The sequence below is a fragment of the Hyphobacterium indicum genome, assembly GCF_003129605.1.
In the GTDB taxonomy this organism is placed as follows: domain Bacteria; phylum Pseudomonadota; class Alphaproteobacteria; order Caulobacterales; family Maricaulaceae; genus Hyphobacterium; species Hyphobacterium indicum.
The window spans coordinates 284,508-300,498 of the sequence record NZ_QBDX01000002.1 but is presented as its reverse complement, the minus strand read 5'-3'; the positions used below and the strand labels follow the sequence as shown (position 1 = coordinate 300,498).

The window sequence follows — 15,991 nt, the reverse complement described above, 5'->3', positions numbered from 1 at the left end:
GTCTGGCCCGGCCATAACAGGAAGTTGCCGTCTGCGGCAAGCTGCAATTTCGTGACTTCAACGCGTGTTCAACGCGGGTCCGGCGTCTCGATATCGACGACGAAATCCCGCGGATGGGCGATATTGAGCAAAGCGGTTGCGCGTTCCTCGACATAATCCAGGTCCAGACTGTCGGAGCGCAGGCGGGCAGCGCGGACTTCCAGCGCTTCACGCTCGCTGCGGGCTTCGGCCAATTCGATCTCGGCCTCATTGATCTGGTTCTTGACCACGATCCAGTTGAGCACGCCTTGCTCGCCATTCAGCGCGTGATAGCCGAAATAGGCGATCATCGCTGCAAACAGCATGGATGGAAAAAGCCGTTTCAAGGATTGCATGCCATGCCCCGCCTGGTTCACCACGTCTGAAACCGGCCCGGTTTGTCCGGGCTCGTCTTCTGAGGCGGCATTCAACGCCAACAGGGTGAATCAAGGGTTACAGCAAGCGAAATTATTCGTCCTTGCGCCGGGAAATCGCGATTCCGCCCGACCCTCCGATCAGGATCAGCAGCACGAACATCCACCAGTGATCTGATATAAATTCCAGCATGAGCGTCCTCCGTCCCGCCTTTCTATCGCCCGGAGGGGAAAGCGGAACGGGGACTCGTGCGTCTGGCGTCCCGCCACAGCTACATGGCGATCGGGTCAGCCCCTGCATAAAGCGCCTGGGTGCCCAGCTGGGCTTCGATGCGGAGCAGTTGATTATACTTCGCCGTCCGGTCCGAACGGGCTAGCGAGCCGGTCTTGATCTGGCCACAGCCGGTTGCGACCGCAAGATCGGCAATCGTGGCATCCTCGGTCTCGCCGGACCGGTGACTCATCACCGCGCCATAGCCCGACCGCAGGGCCATTTCGACCGTTTCCAGCGTCTCGGTGAGTGTGCCGATCTGATTGACTTTCACGAGCACAGCGGACGCCGCGCCCATCTCGATGCCCTTCGCGAGCCGGACCGGATTGGTGACAAAGAGATCATCACCGACGAGCTGAGCCTTGCCGCTGACCGCTTCAGTCAGCGCTACCCAGCCGTCCCAGTCATCTTCGGCCATGCCATCCTCGATAGAGATAATGGGATAGTCATTGGCCAGCTTCGCCAGATAATCCGCAAAAGCGCCGGCGTCGTGGCTCACCCCTGCCCCTTCGAGCACATATTTGCCATCCTTGTAGAATTCGGTCGAGGCGACATCGAGTGCCAGGCCGATCTCGCTGCCGGGCTTGAAGCCGGCCGACTCGATGGCCGCCATAACAAAGTCGAGGGCTTCCTCCGGGCTTTTGAGATTGGGGGCAAACCCGCCTTCATCGCCGACATTGGTATTATGGCCCTCGGCCTTCAGCCGGGTTTTCAGCGCGTGGAAAATCTCGACACCCTGGCGCAGGGCTTCAGAAAAGCTTGGAGCGCCAACCGGCATGATCATGAATTCCTGGAAATCGATCGGATTGTCCGCGTGGGCACCGCCATTGACGATATTCATCATCGGCGTTGGCAGGACGCGGGCATTGATCCCGCCAATATAGCGATAGAGCGGCAGACCGAGCGAATGGGCCGCCGCCTTCGCAGTGGCCAGGGAGACACCCAGCAGCGCATTCGCGCCGAGCCGGCTCTTGTTTCCGGTGCCATCCAGCGCGATCAGGGTGTCGTCGATCTCGCGCTGTTGTTCCGCATCCATACCGCCGATGGCGTCAAAGATTTCGGTCTCAACCGCCTCAACCGCCTTGCGGACGCCCTTGCCGTTGTAGCGGTCGCCGCCATCGCGAATCTCGACCGCTTCATGCGCCCCGGTGGAGGCGCCCGACGGCACCGCCGCCCGGCCCATGCTGCCATCTTCGAGCACGACATCGACTTCGACCGTGGGATTGCCCCGGCTGTCGAGAATTTCACGGCCAATAATGTCGACGATTGCAGTCATGGAAGCGTCCTTCGAATAGGGAAAGCGGTTTGCGCGCTTCATAGACGAGCGTTCGAAGCAGGGGAAGTCCCAACGGCCTTATCTTTGTACTGGCGATCAGGGTGCTGTACAGACAAGCTATGCCCTGCTTTGCATTATAGACAGAAGCTGAAATTGCCCTTGATTCCGAATATTGGACAGTCACCACAACAGGGCCCAAAGTCAGCGTCGGGAGATCGCGCCAGATGTATTTGGGAGGACCTTGTCCATGCCACAATCACATAAAGCTGGTGTGAAAATATTTAGGGGATCCGTGGGTAAATTCAGATTATTTCTGGTCACACTGGCCTGCTGGACTCTTCTGGCGGGGTCCGCCGCGGTTGCGGCGAACGAGGCAGACGATCGCGCTGTACTGGACAACAGCCTGCGCAATCTGATTGATGATAGCCTCATCCCGGGGGCAAGTATTGCCGTTATCGAGAACGGCGAAATCGTCTTTATCGGCGCTTATGGCATAACGGATCATGAGACCGGGCTCCCGGTCACGCCCCGAACGGTGTTCCGGGCCGGGTCGATCTCAAAGAGCTTCACCGCCCTCGGCATCATGATGCTGGAGGAAGCCGGCGCACTCGACATCAGCGATCCGCTTGCGACCCACCTCCCCGAAGTTCCAGTTTCAAACCGCTGGGCAGAAAGCGATCCGGTGCGCCTGTCCCACTTACTCGAGCATACCGCCGGACTGAACGATATTGCGTTCCGCCATTACTTGATCTCCAGCTCGGACATTGGCCTCGAGACCGCGGTCGAGCTCTATGGACCTTATACCGCTCGGTGGCGCCCCGGCACTCGGACCTCTTATAGCAATGCCGGGCCTATTCTGGCCGGTCGCGTATTGGAAACCGCGAGCGGGCAGTCTTTCACCGACTTTATGCATTCACAATTGCTCAATCCGCTCGGGATGACCGATAGCTCCTGGACAGTCACCGAGGCAGCTGAGAATGGCCAACTCGCTCGCAGCTATCAATCTGACGGCCGAACACCGGAGCCCGTCATCGACCCTCCCGGCCGGCCGAGCGGCGGGCTGAATACGACCGCCCGCGATCTCGCGCAGCTGCCGCGCCTCATGCTTGCGCGAGGCACGCTTGATGGAGTCGAATACTTACGCCCCGAAACCGCGCGGCGTATAGAGCATCCAACGACTAACAGCGCAGCGCGCGCCGGGCTCGCGTATGGTCTGGGCTTAGGCAATGAAGCTGACGTCGCCGGACCTACCGTTTGGTTGGGCCATGACGGAACGATTGACGGCTTTCGTGCCGCAGCGAGGTACTCTCATGACTTGAATGCCGGATATGTCATTCTGGTCAACGCGCTTTCACCAGAGTTTGAAAGGATAGAAAACGAGCTGCGCGCCTATCTCGAAGAAGGTATGTCCCTCCCCGTTATCGACGCTGTCCCGCTCGCACCAGAGGTCGTGGATGGGATCGAAGGGCAGTATCAAACCATCACGCCAAGACGTGCGCTCCTCGCCCCTATTATCGGCCTGACCCAATGGGAGGGTGCCTCCCTCGACGGATCAAGGCTGCAATTTCGTCGCGAAAGCCTCCTCCATGTCGGTAACCGGCTATTCCAGGCCGAGGGGCACGCTGTGCCAAGCACAGTATTGATCGAAACAAACGGCCGAATGGAGCTGCATACCGGCTTTGGTGCATATCGGCAGGTTTCTAAATTCGAACTCTGGACCAAGATGAGCGCCATCGGGCTCAGCGCCGCCGTCATGGCCGCCGCGATTTTCTACGCCCTGATCTGGATTCCCAGCTTCGCCCTTGGACGGCTGCGAAAACGCGGCGGGCCGGCGCCGCGTGCCTGGCCAGCGACTGCGCTCTTGCTGGCATTGAGCGCGGCGTTGATGCCGCTGGTCGTTTTGCAAACTGCGAGCTTCGAAACCTTGGGTCAGCCAAGTCTGACGGGATGGACGCTGTTCGTGCTCACGATCCTCGCCCCAATTTCAGTCTTCATTGCAGTTGCATCGCTTGTACGAGCGCATCGTGCGAGCGTGTCAGTGAAAGTTATCGGGGCGCTACAATGCACGGTTTCCCTGATGATTTTCTGTTATCTTGCATGGGGTGGCTGGTTTGCATTAAGAATCTGGACCGCGTGAAAATCACAAGGAAAGCCCCGCACAATCGCTTGCACGGGGCTTTCAATCAACCAATCCAGAAAGACCTAGTCTTCCTTCGGTTCCAGGACCTGCTTGCCGCGATACATGCCGGTCTTCAGGTCAATGTGGTGCGGACGGCGCAGCTCGCCGGAGTCCTTGTCTTCCACGTAGGACGGATTCGCCAGCTTGTGGTGGCTGCGGCGCATCCCGCGCTTGGACGGGGTGGTTTTTCTCTTGGGGACCGCCATAGGTCTCTCCGGTCGTTAAGTGAACAGATGACGCAAGCCCATGCCTGCGAAGACCGGCGCGTATACCCCCAGTCTTGCGAGAACGCAACCGCCTTGGGCGGATGGACTGAGGCTAATTCTAACGACGGCTCCCTGCACGGACATTGCCACCCGTGCTTGACCGGACACTCAGGCTTTCCGGCCGCGATATTGAACGAATAATTGCACCGGTGGAGGCATTGGCGACCAACGCGTCCCGGGCGTCAATTGTCACGTTCGCACCAGTTGAGGCGTTTGCACGAATGCTGGCGCATGCCAAGTCCCTTCCGTCGAGATTCGCGCCGGTCGAGACATTGATTCGAGCTGTCTCACAGGTTCCGGAAAACTCCGCATCGGCGCCGGTGGAGGCCCTGATGGCAATATCATCACTCTCAAGCGAGGTGATGTTTGCATCAATGCCCCGGGAAAAATCGAATGAGGCGACGTCCGGACCGCTTACATAAACGGTTACGTTCAGATGACGCCGACGGCCAAACCACCCCAAGGCACCGCGATCCTGACGGATTTCCAACGTGTCTCGACTATGGTCAATTTCAATATCTTCAATGTCCTCCGCATCGCCTTCAAAGCGAAGACGGGCGACATCCGACGGTTCAAACCGGATATTGAAATTTCCGCCGGCATCCAGGTGACGGAAAGCGTCAATCGAGCGATCATTCGTGCCGGTTTGCGCCACGGCCATTCCTGCCAGCCCGGCAGCAAGTAGTGCACTGATTGCGTATTTCATCATGTTAATCTCCCGTCCTGACAAACATCGTCAGTTCAGGGATGCACCCAACAGCGGGAATGGATGCAACAGACGAAAAAATCAGACCAGCCGGCTCTGTTCGACAGCGGCCCTGATGAAGCTGGCAAACAGCGGGTGCGGCTCGAACGGGCGAGATTTCAGCTCCGGATGGAACTGGACGCCGATGAACCAGGGATGGTCTTCCAGCTCGACAATTTCCGGCAATACGCCATCCGGCGACAGGCCGGAGAATGTCAGGCCCGCTGCTTCCAGCCGGTCGCGGTAGGCGATGTTCACCTCATAGCGGTGCCGGTGGCGTTCCTCGATCACGGCCGAGCCATAGACACCATGGACGCGGCTGCCCTCTTTCAGCGCCGCCTTGTAGGCGCCGAGGCGCATGGTGCCGCCCATATCATCATCACTGCCACGGCGTTCGACCGCATTCCCGCGTGTCCATTCCGTCAGCAGCCCGATCAGGGGCTCTTCGGTGGGTCCGAATTCGGACGAGCTGGCCTTGGGCAGGCCCGCCAGATTGCGGGCGGCTTCTATGACGGCGAGCTGCATGCCGAAACAGATGCCGAAATACGGAATCTTGCGCTCACGGGCGAAGCGGACGGCCGCAATCTTGCCTTCTGCTCCCCGCTCGCCAAAGCCGCCTGGCACCAGAATGCCGTGAACATTTTCCAGCGGCGCGAAGGGGTCCGGACTCTCGAATTGCGAAGAATCCAGCCATTTCAGCTTCACCTTCACATTGTTGGCGATACCGCCATGCATCAGGGCTTCATTGAGCGACTTATAGGCGTCCAGCAGGCCAGTATATTTACCAACAACACCGATTGTGACCTCGCCGTCCGGCTCGTGAATGGTGCGTGAAATCGCTTCCCAGCGTGACAGGTCCGGCTCCGGCGCATCCTCGATCCGGAAGCGTTTCAGAACCTCGCTGTCGAGGCCCTGGGAATGATATTCCAGCGGCACGTCATAGAGCGATGACGCATCCTGACCCTCGATGACGGCGGATTCCGGCACATTGCAGAACAGGGCGATCTTGCGGCGATCGCCGGGATCAAGCGGCTGTTCGCAGCGGCACAACAGAATGTCCGGCTGAATACCGATGGAGCGCAATTCCTTGACCGAGTGCTGGGTCGGCTTGGTCTTCATCTCGCCCGCGACCTTGATGTAGGGCAGCAGGGTCACATGCAGGAAGATGGCCTGATCGCGGCCGAGCTCCTGACCGAGCTGGCGCAGCGATTCGAAGAAGGGCAGACCTTCGATATCGCCAACCGTACCGCCGACCTCGCACAGCACGAAATCGACATCGCCGGCATCCGACAGGACGAATTCCTTGATGGCATCGGTGACGTGGGGAATGACCTGAACGGTCGCGCCGAGATAATCGCCGCGGCGCTCGCGCTCGATGATGGTCGAATAGATCCGGCCCGTGGTGATATTGTCGCTCTGGGCGGCCGCAACGCCGGTGAAGCGCTCATAGTGACCCAGATCCAGATCCGTCTCGGCACCGTCATCGGTGACATAGACCTCGCCGTGCTGGTAGGGCGACATCGTTCCGGGGTCGACATTGAGATAGGGATCCAGCTTGCGCAGGCGGACCTTGTATCCGCGCGCCTGAAGGAGTGCGCCCAGTGCGGCGGAGGCGAGGCCTTTTCCAAGCGAGGAGACCACGCCGCCAGTGATGAAGATATATCGCGGCATGGGAATTCTGAATAACCCAGATTCGGCGGCGGCGAAAGCGCGCCGTCCGTCAGTTCCGTACAAATGGCAGTAAGTGACTAGCCTTCGTCAGGCAGGGACGGCGTTTCGTTTTCCGGATCAATCGTCAGATCGAGGTTCGGTTGTTCTTCCTCGACGGCATCGAAAACACTCTGCCCCTGCGCATCAACACCCGCCACAATGGCCAGGATGATGGACAGCGCAAAGAAAGCCGCTCCGAGGAAAGTCGTCGAACGGGTCAGGACTGTTGCAGCCCCGCGGCTGGACATCATGCCACCGCCACCGCCGCCAATCCCCAGCGCACCGCCATCGGAGCGCTGCATCAGAACCACGCCGACCAGCCCGGCCGAAACCAGAAGCTGAATGATCAAGAGAACTGTCATCATGGCAAAATCGCCGCCTTCTTCGGGACACCCCGTCTACATGGAGGCGGCTTTTAGCGCAGGCAAGTCCCGAACGCCACTCCCCGGTGCGGCGGATGACAGCCGCTTTCGCAGGGCCTTGACCGTGCTGGCGATTTCATCCTTGGCTTTTTCAAGTGTTTCACCGTCCGCATAGGCTGCAAAGGTGCCGATGGCCAGCTCCTTGGCGAGACGGAAATTCTTGACGTTGCGCTCTTCCGGATTGCGGAAATTGCGGACGTGATCAATCAACGCCTCCGCCACCTGGACGGCCTCATAGCGTCCGCCCTGCTCCAGCTGGTCCCGAAGTTCGCGCGCCGTCCGCATCATATCGGCCGGATCAAACACTTTTGCCGGTCCGGCTTTTGAATCGAACTGCAGCTCCGCTGTTACCACCACCCGCATGGCCAGGCGGCGAATGCGCTCGCCCTCGATCTGTTTCTTGGCCTCGCGGATGCCCTGATAGGCTTCGCGCAGCTGGTCTTCATTGCCGTCGGCCTTGGCTTGCAAGGTGTTGGGCACAATCAGGGAATCTTTCGCCGATGCGGCGCGTTCGCCAGAACGCCGGTCCGGCCCGACATAATCACTGGTCACGACAAACGCCTTGCGGTTGCGGATCATTGTCCGGATCCGCTCTTCGGCAAACTGCGTGGAAAACGGACGGACAATCACATCATCAGCGCCGGACTCGATGGCGTTTCGTACATGGCCGCCATCGCGGGTCCAGGATGTCAGCGCAATCACGGCATAGGGGTTGGGCGTTGCCTCCCCGCGGCGGATCATCCGCACCAGTTTGAACACATCCACCTTGGGCGACGAACACTCGGCCACGATCATGTCCCAATTATTTTCGCGCAGGTGCCGCTGGAACTCCTCGATCGCGCTGCAAGCCTCGATCGACTTGAATCCGATTTCATTGAGGGCGTAGCGGGTCGTGCGCAGATTGACATGCACAGGGTCGAAAAGCAGGACGGCTGCGCGCTGAAGATCCATTTCTGCCATGAATTGCACCCCGGACTGCAAAGGCAAGTGAACCGTCAGGATCGCAAGAAATGATTGATAGGCGCTTACTTTTAAGAAGCGAATCTTATCGGTGCGGCTTCAATTATTGCGGCGAAGCTCGCCGCTTCGAGGCTGGCACCGCCGACCAGCGCGCCATCGACATCGCCGATCGAGAGAATACCGGACGCATTCTCCGGTTTGACCGAGCCGCCATAGAGAAGCTGCACATCACTGCCCCCCGGCACCTTGCTGCGGATGAAGCCATGCATCGCCGCGATATCATCGAGAGACGCTGTCAGCCCAGTGCCGATCGCCCAGACGGGCTCATAGGCGATGACATAACCGCTGCGATCCGGCAGGGAGTCTGCCAGTTGCTGCCCGACCACCAGCTCGGCTGTCCCGGCACGGCGTTCGGCTTCGCTCTCGCCAACGCAGATGACCGGAATCAAGCCGGCAGACAAAGCGCTCAGCGCTTTGGCGCGGACCATGGCGCTGTGCTCATTATGGTCAGCGCGGCGTTCCGAGTGACCGAGTATAACGTGGCTGGCGCCGGCATCCTTCAGCATGTCTGCAGAAATATCGCCCGTATGCGCGCCGGATTGCTCGGTATGGCAGTCCTGTCCGGCGATTTTCACCGGGCCTGCAATTCTTGCTGCGCGCTCTATCAGGGTGGCAGGGGGCGCAACGAGAATATCAAGATCGGCTCTTGAATTGGCGACGTCGCGAATTTCTTCCATAAATACAAGCGATTGGCGCAAGCCGTTCATTTTCCAATTGCCTGCGATCAGCATGCGTCTTGTCATGCGCCCCTCCAGCTTCACGATTCCCTGCGGGCGGACAATGACGCCGCGCTTGCGGCCTGTAAACGCCGCCGCTAGTTTCCGCCCTTCACGCTAGATAACGGACCTTCGTCAATGCTTTCTGCCGTTCGCAATGCCCTCAAGTCTCCCATTTTCATGGTTATCATCGGTCTGATGATTGTGAGCTTCGCGCTCTGGGGGGTGAACGACATTTTCCAGGCTCCCGGAAATTCCGTGACCGTGGTGGGAGGCGAACGGGTTACCGCGTTTGAATTGCAGCGCGATTTCGAACGCGCCGTGCAGCGCGAACGCGAGGAAAACCCGACTTATACGCAAGAGCAAGCGCGTGCCGACGGGCTGGGTGATCAGGTCCTCAACCAGCTGGTGCTGGATGCCATGCTGCGCTCCCAGGCCCGGGAATTGGGCATATCCGCTTCCGATTCCGCCGTGCGGGATGAAATCCTGTCCTACGACGCTTTCGTGAATCCCGTGACCGGCGGCTTTGACCGGATCGGATACTCCAACTTCCTCCGCAGCGCCGGGCAGCGCGAGAACCAGTTCGAGGCAGAGATCCGCAATGACCTGGTGTTACGCCAACTGACCGAGGGCCTGTTCGACGGTATCCGCCAGCCAGATGTCTACCGCACCATTCTGACGCGTTTCCTGGCCGAGACACGCGATCTCGAAGCCATTGTCATCTCGCCCGCCGCGGCCGGCGAGATCGGTGAACCCACCGACGAACAATTGCAATCCACCATCGACAATACCCCGCAATTCTTCACCACGCCGGAACGCCGGGGCTTCACCCTGATGCGGCTGCGGATTGATGATTATCTGGGCAATATCACCGTTGATGAAACCCGGATTGCCGAGCAATACGAGTATGAGTTGGAGACGGGGGCGATCGGAACGCCGGCGTCCCGGACCTACACGCAGATTTCGTTCGACAATGAAGCCGCCGCGCGCGAGGCCGCCGAACGTCTCGGCAATGACGAGGATCCTGCTGCCATTGCAAGTGATCTCGGCGGCAATCCACCGTCCCGGCAGGAAGACCGCCAAGCCTATCAGATCCCGGACACAAATGTGCGGGATGCACTGTTTGAAATGGCTGCCGGCGATACAGCCGCTATCGAGACCCGGTTCGGGAGCTGGTTCGCCCTGGTGGTGGAAGCCGCTCAAGAGGATGACATCCCGACTCTGGAAGAGCGCAGCGAGGAGATTCGCGAGCTTCTGGCGCGCGCCGCAGCGGAAGATGCGCTTTATGCCGATCTGGGCGAGTATGAAGAAGCCCGCGGCAGCGGTTTCAATATCGAGGAAGCCGCGGCCGCTGCGGCCATTCCCGATGAAGTCTACCAGCCGGTTGATGATCAGGGCCGCGACAAGGACGGCCGCTTTGCCTTCAGCTTTTTCGCCGAACAGGAAATCCTCGCCGCCGTCTTTGCCAGCCAGCCCATGCTGGACGGCGAACTGACCGAGTATGGTGATGGCAATTTCTATGCGGTCCGTGTGGATGTCGTCGAAGACGCCCGCGTCCGGACGCTGGAGGAGGCCCGCGATGACGCCGAAACGGTCTGGCGGCTGCAGGAAATCGACACACGTCTCGAAGAGCTTGCAACGGAAGTGGCCGGGCTTGTGGAAAGCGGTCAGTCATTTGAGTCTATCGCGGCGGCCAATCCCGATTTCCGGATCGAGCAGGCCAGCCTGCGCCGCGGCGAGGCCGCCGACAATTTCAGCCGCCAGGTCGTGCAGCTCGCCTTCACCCTGGATATTGGCGACATTGAAGCCACGCGCTCCGGCTCCGGGCGTTCGCACATGGTGTTGCGGGTGAATGATGCCCGCGATGGTGAAATCCGGCCGGAAATTGTCACCCAGGTGGATGAGTTCCTGGACCAGGGCTATCGCCGCGACATCGATTCGAGCCTTGTCTCCGCGCTTTACCGCGAGTTTGACTATGATGGGTCGGAGGTTGACGTCCGCTTGCGCGACCAGGCCCTGGGCGTGGTCGATCCCAACGCAATCCGGTGACCGAAAGCCTTCTTGCTGCCGGTGCCGGACTGGTCTCGGTAACCCGGGTCGATGACCTGACAACACCGGTTGCGGCTTACCTGAAACTGGCAAAGGACCGGAACAACGCTTTCCTGCTGGAATCGGTGGAGGGCGGATCGTTTCGTGGCCGGTATTCCGCCATCGGCTTCGATCCGGATCTGGTCTGGACCGTCGAAAAAGGCCGGCCCTTCCTGCAGACAGCCGCGGACGGAACACCGGTGGCGGACGGAACCGACCCGATGGCGTCACTCCGTCGGATTGTCGACGCCTCCCGCCTGCCCGGCCTGGACAATACGCCGTCAATCGCCTCCGGTCTCTTCGGCTATATCGGCTATGATCTCATCCGTGCCATCGAACCCCTGCCAGATAATCAGGCAGACGATCCGGCCGGCATTCCCGAAGCGCGCCTGATCCGGCCGCGCACGGTCATCGTCTTTGATGCCCTGCAGCAGGAAATCACCGCCTATGGACGTGTGCCGGCGGGCGGCTCTGCCGATGCTGTCCGCAAGCAGCTGGAATCGCTTCTGAAAGAGCTTGATGCGCCGCTGGGTCCTGGGAAAACGGCACAACAGCAATCGATTGCGCCGGAATCCACCTTCGATGCGGAGGCCTACCGGGCCAGCGTTGCGCGGGTGAAGGAGCACATCCGCGCGGGCGATATATTCCAGGGTGTGCTAAGCCAGCGCTTTTCCACGCCCTTCACCCTGCCGCCCTTTGCGCTTTACCGGGCCCTGCGGCGGCTGAACCCCTCACCTTTTCTCTTTCACTTCCAGTTCGACGGCTATGCCGTCACCGGCTCGAGTCCGGAAATCCTGGTGCGGCTCCGCGATGGCGTCGTCACTGTGCGGCCGATTGCGGGCACGCGGCCACGCGGGGCGAACCCCGCCGAAGATGCTGCGCTGGAAGCCGATCTTCTGGCAGATCCGAAAGAGCGCGCCGAACACATGATGTTGCTGGATCTCGGCCGCAATGATGTCGGCCGTGTTGTCCGGCCCGGAACCATCCGCATCACGGATCGGGAAATCGTCGAGCGCTACAGCCATGTCATGCATATCGTCTCGAATGTCGAAGGCGAACTGGCCGATGGCGAGGATGCCATATCCGCCCTGTTTGCCGGTTTCCCGGCCGGTACGGTGTCGGGCGCGCCAAAAGTGCGGGCGATGCAGATCCTTGACGAGATCGAACCTCACAGGCGCGGCTATTATGCCGGTGCGGCCGGCTATTTCAGCTTCGACGGCAATATGGACATGGCGATCACCTTGCGCACTGCGCTGATCCGGGACGGCCAGATGCATGTGCAGGCCGGGGCGGGAATCGTACTGGATTCCGACCCCGAGGCCGAACGTCAGGAATGCATCAACAAGGCACGCGCGCTATTCCGCGCCGCCGAACAGGCCCATCGATTCGTCTGACGCACCGGCAGCCCTTACCGGTTGCTGCCCCCTGTCTGCATAGTCCTGGATGGTGACAAAGCGGACCGAACGGGCGGCTTCCGTTTCCAACCAGGTCTCCAGCACATCCAATGTGCCTCCGCGCGGGTGGCCGATGGCGATGGCCTGCCCGTTCCGGTGTGCCGCCTCGACGAGGGCATCCAGCATGGCCGGCATGTTTCCGGCGTCATGATCGATAAAGATATCCCGCCGCAATGTGGTGAGGCCCAGAGTCCGGGCAATCATTCCGGCCCGGCTGCGCCCGGTTGTCAGGGAATCCAGGAAAATCAGATCGCGGCCTGCCAGCGGTCCCAGGGCCGCGCGCATGGCATCCGCATCGGCTGTAAAAGCGCTGCCCATGTGATTGTTGAGACCGATCGCGCCCGGCACGCGCGCCAGCGCGGCCTCGATGCGGCGGGCGGTCTCCACAGGCGGCAGGTAGCGGTTGAGCGCGCCGGGGCCCGGGTCTTCCAGACCAAAGGGCTCCATCGGCATGTGCAGGAAAACCGCATGTCCCTGAGCATCGGCCATGACGGCAAGTTCCGGTGTCTGCTCCGCATAAGGCAGGAATGACAGGGTCAGCGGAATATCCAGCGCCATGGCGCGGCGCGTCAATTGCGGGTCGATTCCGGCATCATCCATGACCAGCGCCACGACGGGACGGGTGTCGATCACGGCTGATTCCGCAGGCTGCGGCGAAATCGAAGCGGCCGGAGGCGCCGGTTCCGCACTGGCGGTCCAGGTTTCTGCCGGGCGCGGATCGGCCTCCGCCGCCGCCCGGCCGATTTCAAATGCCGCCGCACCGGACAGAAACGCCAGCGACGTAATCAGGCCCGAAATCAGCGGTGTCGCCGGATGAATGGAATTGCGGCTCATGACAGGATGACCACACCGTTTCGGTTAATGTCCCGTTTACCGCTGATAACGGCATTGCGGCGTTGCACACAGGCGGTCCGTGCCTAGATTACCGCGCAGCCAACAGGACCCGTGCCCCATGCTGCTGATCATCGACAATTATGACAGCTTCACCTTCAACCTCGTGCATTATTTCGAGGAGCTGGGGGCGGAAACCCGTGTCATCCGCAATGATGTGATGACGGCGGAAGAAGCGCTGGCAATGAAGCCCGCAGCCATCTGCCTGTCCCCCGGACCGGGACGTCCGGACACTGCCGGTATCTGCCTGGATATCCTGACCACAGCACCGGAAGACCTGCCCGTTCTGGGCGTCTGTCTGGGGCATCAGTGCATGGGCGAGATTTTCGGCGGACGCACGGTGCAGGCCAAGGCCATCATGCATGGCAAGACCAGCGAGATCACCCATGATGGCAGCGGTGTGTTTGCCGGCCTGCCCAGCCCGTTCGGGGTTGCACGCTATCATTCGCTGGCGGTCGGTGATCTGCCGGACGATAGCGGGATGATCGTCAATGCCCGCACGGCGGACGGTGAGATCATGGCGATGCGGCACCGCACGCGGCCCCTGCACGGCGTCCAGTTTCACCCCGAATCCATCGCCTCCCTTCATGGTCATGACGTGCTGGCCAATTTCATGATGCTGGCCGGACTTCCGGTCAGGGAGATTGCCCGATGAGCGCGCTACACAACTGCCTGCAGTCGCTGTCCCGCGGCGAACACCCGTCTGCCGAAGACATGACCGGTGCGTTTGACCTGTTGATGGAGGGCGAAGCCGGAGAAGCGGAAATCGGCGGATTCCTGATCGGCCTAGCGGCTGTGGGGGAGACGCCGGAGGATCTTGCCATCGGGGCACAAGCGCTGCGCAAGCGCATGAAGGGCATTACCGCGCCGGAAGGGGCGATTGATACCTGCGGCACGGGCGGCGATGCCAAGGGCACATACAATATCTCCACCGCGGCCGCGATTGTGGCGGCGGGTGCAGGGGCCAAGGTGGCCAAGCACGGCAATCGCGCGGCGTCCTCCAAATCCGGTTCGTCGGAAGTGCTGGCGGCCCTGGGCATCAATCTGGACGCCACACCGGAACAGGTGGAACGGTCGGTGCGCGAAGCCGGGGCCGGCTTTCTGTTCGCGCCCGCGCATCATTCCGCCGTGCGCCATGTCGGCGGGGCGCGCAAGGCGTTGCGCTCCCGCACAATTTTCAACCTTTTGGGGCCGATGGCCAATCCCGCCGGTGCCAGGCGGCAGCTTCTGGGAGTGTTCGATGCCCGCTGGCAGGCGCCGGTCGCCCAGGCACTGCATACGCTGGGCTGTGAATTTGCCTGGGTGGTCCATGGCTCGGATGGTCTGGATGAGATCACCACGACCGGCGAAACCCGCGTGGTCGAGCTGAACAATGGCAAGATCACCGAGTTCACACTTTTGCCCGGCGATGCCGGTCTGGCCACTGCCCGGATCGAGGAGCTGATCGGGGGAACGCCGGAAGCCAATGCTGCGGCCTTGCGGGCCCTGCTGGGCGGGACGCCGTCTGCCTATCGCGATATTGTAGTGATGAATGCGGCCGCGGCGCTGATCGTCGCGGGGCTTGCCAACAGCCTGCCTGAAGGCGCGCGGATGGCCGAAGCCGCGATTGATAGCGGGGCGGCGAAATCCACGCTGATGAAGATGGCCGCCATCTCCCGGGGCGAAGCGTGAACGCACTGCAGAAAATCGAGGCCTACAAGCGGGAGGAAATTGCGCGCGGCAAGGCGGCTTTCAGTGAGGCCCGGCTGGCGGAAATGATAGCCGCCACGGGACCGGCGCGTGATTTTGCCGGCGCGCTGGCCGCGAAAGCCGGATCAGAGGGGGTCGCCCTGATCGCCGAGATCAAGAAGGCCAGCCCGTCCAAGGGGCTGATCCGGGCCGATTTCGACCCCGCCGCCCTGGCCCGCGCCTATGCAGACGGCGGTGCGGCCTGCCTGTCCGTGCTGACCGATGCGCCGAGCTTTCAGGGGCATGCCGATTATCTGGCTGCAGCGCGGGCCGCTGCGCCCCTGCCCGCCCTGCGCAAGGATTTCCTGCTCGATGTCTGGCAGGTGACGCAATCGCGGGCGCTGGGCGCGGATGCGATCCTGGTGATCATGGCGAGTGTCGATGACGCGCTGGCGCTCGATCTTGTCCAGGCTGCACACGATCTGGGAATGGCGGCCCTGGTCGAAACCCATGACGCGGCCGAGCTGGAACGGGCCCTCGCCCTGCCCTCGCCCCTGATCGGTGTGAACAATCGCGATCTGACGACGTTCGAGACCTCGCTTGAAACCTTCGAGCGGCTGGCTGCGGATATTCCCGCGGATCGATTCGCCATTGCCGAGAGCGGCATCTTCACACCCGCCGATGTGGCCCGCCTGAAAGCGGCGGGCGCGAAAGGCCTTCTGGTCGGAGAAAGCCTGATGCGGCAGGCCGATGTGGCGCAAGCGACACGGGCCTTGCTGGCCTGACCGGCATTAACTTGACCTCCCTATTATCCCTTTAAGGCATGTAGAGACGTCAAGGATCGCACAATGACTATCTTTAGTGGCGTAAGCGCCCGCCCGCGTGGTATGAGT

15 protein-coding genes are annotated in these 15,991 nt (G+C 61.0%); 6 read left to right on the top strand and 9 right to left on the bottom strand.

What is annotated here, in order from left to right:
• Positions 1-68: 68 nt before the first annotated feature.
• Both DBR16_RS05795 and eno read right to left on the bottom strand, forming a co-directional pair.
• On the bottom strand, positions 69-374 hold the full coding sequence (locus tag DBR16_RS05795) for an FtsB family cell division protein (RefSeq protein WP_109260562.1): 306 nt from the start codon (positions 372-374) through the stop codon (positions 69-71).
• 290 nt (positions 375-664) lie between these two features.
• Positions 665-1,939, bottom strand: a complete 1,275-nt coding sequence (gene eno, locus DBR16_RS05790) for a phosphopyruvate hydratase (protein WP_109260561.1) — start codon at positions 1,937-1,939, stop codon at positions 665-667.
• Positions 1,940-2,186: 247 nt separating this feature from the next.
• On the opposite strand from eno, the gene DBR16_RS05785 reads away from it, so the two are divergent.
• Entirely contained in the window at positions 2,187-4,076 is a 1,890-nt protein-coding gene (locus tag DBR16_RS05785; RefSeq protein ID WP_109260305.1) for a serine hydrolase domain-containing protein, read from the top strand.
• Positions 4,077-4,141: 65 nt separating this feature from the next.
• On the opposite strand, the gene rpmF is transcribed toward DBR16_RS05785, so the two are convergent.
• The 6 genes from rpmF to tpiA form a co-directional block, all read right to left on the bottom strand.
• Positions 4,142-4,324: a 50S ribosomal protein L32 gene (gene rpmF / locus DBR16_RS05780; protein ID WP_109260304.1), complete on the bottom strand. Its 183-nt coding sequence runs from the start codon at positions 4,322-4,324 to the stop codon at positions 4,142-4,144.
• Between the two features lie 118 nt (positions 4,325-4,442).
• Complete coding sequence (locus DBR16_RS05775; protein WP_109260303.1) at positions 4,443-5,093, bottom strand: GIN domain-containing protein; 651 nt, start codon at positions 5,091-5,093, stop codon at positions 4,443-4,445.
• Positions 5,094-5,171: 78 nt separating this feature from the next.
• Positions 5,172-6,800: a CTP synthase gene (locus DBR16_RS05770; protein WP_109260302.1), complete on the bottom strand. Its 1,629-nt coding sequence runs from the start codon at positions 6,798-6,800 to the stop codon at positions 5,172-5,174.
• Between the two features lie 77 nt (positions 6,801-6,877).
• Positions 6,878-7,204, bottom strand: a complete 327-nt coding sequence (gene secG / locus DBR16_RS05765) for a preprotein translocase subunit SecG (protein ID WP_109260301.1) — start codon at positions 7,202-7,204, stop codon at positions 6,878-6,880.
• Positions 7,205-7,237: 33 nt separating this feature from the next.
• Complete coding sequence (locus tag DBR16_RS05760; protein WP_109260300.1) at positions 7,238-8,221, bottom strand: response regulator; 984 nt, start codon at positions 8,219-8,221, stop codon at positions 7,238-7,240.
• Positions 8,222-8,292: 71 nt separating this feature from the next.
• On the bottom strand, positions 8,293-9,036 hold the full coding sequence (tpiA, locus tag DBR16_RS05755; RefSeq protein WP_109260560.1) for a triose-phosphate isomerase: 744 nt from the start codon (positions 9,034-9,036) through the stop codon (positions 8,293-8,295).
• Between the two features lie 99 nt (positions 9,037-9,135).
• Here tpiA and DBR16_RS05750 point away from each other — a divergent pair, with 99 nt between their 5' ends.
• Together DBR16_RS05750 and trpE are read left to right on the top strand one after the other, a co-directional pair.
• On the top strand, positions 9,136-11,046 hold the full coding sequence (locus tag DBR16_RS05750; protein ID WP_109260299.1) for a peptidylprolyl isomerase: 1,911 nt from the start codon (positions 9,136-9,138) through the stop codon (positions 11,044-11,046).
• Positions 11,043-12,479, top strand: a complete 1,437-nt coding sequence (gene trpE, locus DBR16_RS05745) for an anthranilate synthase component I (RefSeq protein WP_109260298.1) — start codon at positions 11,043-11,045, stop codon at positions 12,477-12,479. The genes DBR16_RS05750 and trpE overlap by 4 nt, the downstream gene beginning before the upstream one ends.
• On the opposite strand, the gene DBR16_RS05740 is transcribed toward trpE, so the two are convergent.
• Positions 12,441-13,373 carry a divergent polysaccharide deacetylase family protein gene (locus DBR16_RS05740; RefSeq protein ID WP_109260297.1) on the bottom strand — a complete coding sequence of 311 codons (933 nt, stop codon included), beginning with the start codon at positions 13,371-13,373 and terminating at the stop codon, positions 12,441-12,443. The two genes, trpE and DBR16_RS05740, sit on opposite strands and share 39 nt — an antisense overlap.
• 118 nt (positions 13,374-13,491) lie before the next feature.
• On the opposite strand from DBR16_RS05740, the gene DBR16_RS05735 reads away from it, so the two are divergent.
• Genes DBR16_RS05735 through trpC form a run of 3 tightly spaced genes read left to right on the top strand, consistent with a single transcriptional unit; the run spans position 13,492 to position 15,883 of the window.
• Positions 13,492-14,085 carry an anthranilate synthase component II gene (locus DBR16_RS05735; RefSeq protein ID WP_109260296.1) on the top strand — a complete coding sequence of 198 codons (594 nt, stop codon included), beginning with the start codon at positions 13,492-13,494 and terminating at the stop codon, positions 14,083-14,085.
• Positions 14,082-15,101, top strand: a complete 1,020-nt coding sequence (gene trpD / locus DBR16_RS05730) for an anthranilate phosphoribosyltransferase (RefSeq protein ID WP_109260295.1) — start codon at positions 14,082-14,084, stop codon at positions 15,099-15,101. The genes DBR16_RS05735 and trpD overlap by 4 nt, the downstream gene beginning before the upstream one ends.
• Positions 15,098-15,883 (top strand): indole-3-glycerol phosphate synthase TrpC, encoded by a 786-nt coding sequence (trpC, locus tag DBR16_RS05725; protein WP_109260294.1) that lies wholly within the window; start codon positions 15,098-15,100, stop codon positions 15,881-15,883. Before trpD ends, trpC begins: the two co-directional genes overlap by 4 nt.
• Positions 15,884-15,991: the final 108 nt, after the last annotated feature.